This is a genomic window from Pseudomonas sp. Irchel s3b6, from assembly GCF_900187415.1.
Taxonomy (GTDB): Bacteria; Pseudomonadota; Gammaproteobacteria; order Pseudomonadales; family Pseudomonadaceae; genus Aquipseudomonas.
The window spans coordinates 1-1,364 of the sequence record NZ_FYDM01000037.1; the positions used below are offsets into that span (position 1 = coordinate 1).

A 1,364-nucleotide genomic window follows, 5' to 3' on the forward strand; every position below is an offset into this window, starting at 1 on the left:
AAAATGTATGGTCAGCCCATCTCCTGCAACCTCTTTGGCTGTTTTCGGTAAAGCTGGCTTGCGCTAATGTATCCGGGCTCATGGTGAGCGCTGTGGCAACAGCGCTCGGCCCTCGATGAGTAGCCGCTCCCGACTGTCCTGAAAAGCCCCTCAGCCTCGAACGCTGATTTTTTTGCCAGGTTCTCAGTCGGGCCGTTTGCCGTTTACTGTCATCAGTCAGTGACGTCGCAAAAGCCGGTGGGAAAGCTGTACGTTCAAGCGTGCGGATGTGGGTCGTACTGGCCGCCTTTGGCCAGTACCGCCCACACGATGCGCGCCAGTTTGTTAGCCAGCGCGCACGCCACAACGTTGGAATGGCGACGTGTCAGCAACTCTCGAACCCAAGCCCCAAGGGCATCTTCGCGCTTGTCGATATACCGCATGATGGCCCGCGCACCCTGTACCAGCAGCTGGCGTATGTGCTTATCGCCCCGCTTGCTGATCCCCAGCAACAGCGTTTTGCCGCCGGTGGAATACTGCCTGGGTACCAGCCCCAGCGAGGCGGCAAAATCACGCCCGCTTCGATAGTTCGATGCATCGCCGATGTCGGCCAGGACCGCGCTGGCGGTGATCGGGCCGATGCCGGGAATACTCTGCAAACGACTGCCGGCCTCATCGTCTTTCAGCTGCTGCTTCAGCTCGGACTCGATGTCCTTGATTTCATCTCGCAGCTGTTGAATCTGCCGATAGAGGCGCATCACCACCCCCTTCAAACCCAGCGGGAGTGGGTGCTGTGGGTTGTCCAGCAGCGTCGGTACGCGACCCAGGCCGGCAACGCCGACAGGCAAACTGATGCCAAACTCCAGCAGAAAGCCATGAATCTGATTGGTCATGGCGGTGCGCTGGCCAATCAACGAATCGCGCACGCGGTGCAAGGCTGACAGTGTTTGTTGCTCTGCGGTTTTGATCGAGCAGAAGCGCATCGCGGGGCGGCTTGCCGCCTCGCAGATCGCTTCGGCATCAATGAAGTCGTTTTTGTTGCCTTTGACGAACGGTTTGACGTACTGCGGGGCGATCAGCTTCACCGCGTGGCCCAATGCGCCAATCTGCCGGGCCAGCCAATGCGCACCGCCACAGGACTCCATCACCACCGTGCAGGCTGGCAACTGGGCCAAGGTGCAAAGCAATTGGCCGCGACTGGTCTTTTTGCGCAGCACCTGATGGCCTTTGGCGTCCTGGCCATGCAGGTGGAAACTGTGTTTGCCGATGTCGATACCGAGAAGCGTCATCGTATTCATGAGAGATCCTCCGTCCGAAAACGAGAAAAGCCCTGCAAGCGTAAACCTGCAGGGCTTCTCGGTCAGGCTGACCATCTCATTAGCCCC

At 59.0% G+C, this 1,364-nt stretch carries 1 protein-coding gene; it reads right to left on the minus strand.

All coding sequences use genetic code 11. The features are described 5' to 3' along the window. Window positions 1-254 precede the first annotated feature (254 nt). A complete protein-coding gene (locus CKW07_RS25040) occupies window positions 255-1,277 on the minus strand; it encodes an IS110 family transposase (RefSeq protein ID WP_095147510.1) in 1,023 nt (340 codons plus the stop codon). Window positions 1,278-1,364: the final 87 nt, after the last annotated feature.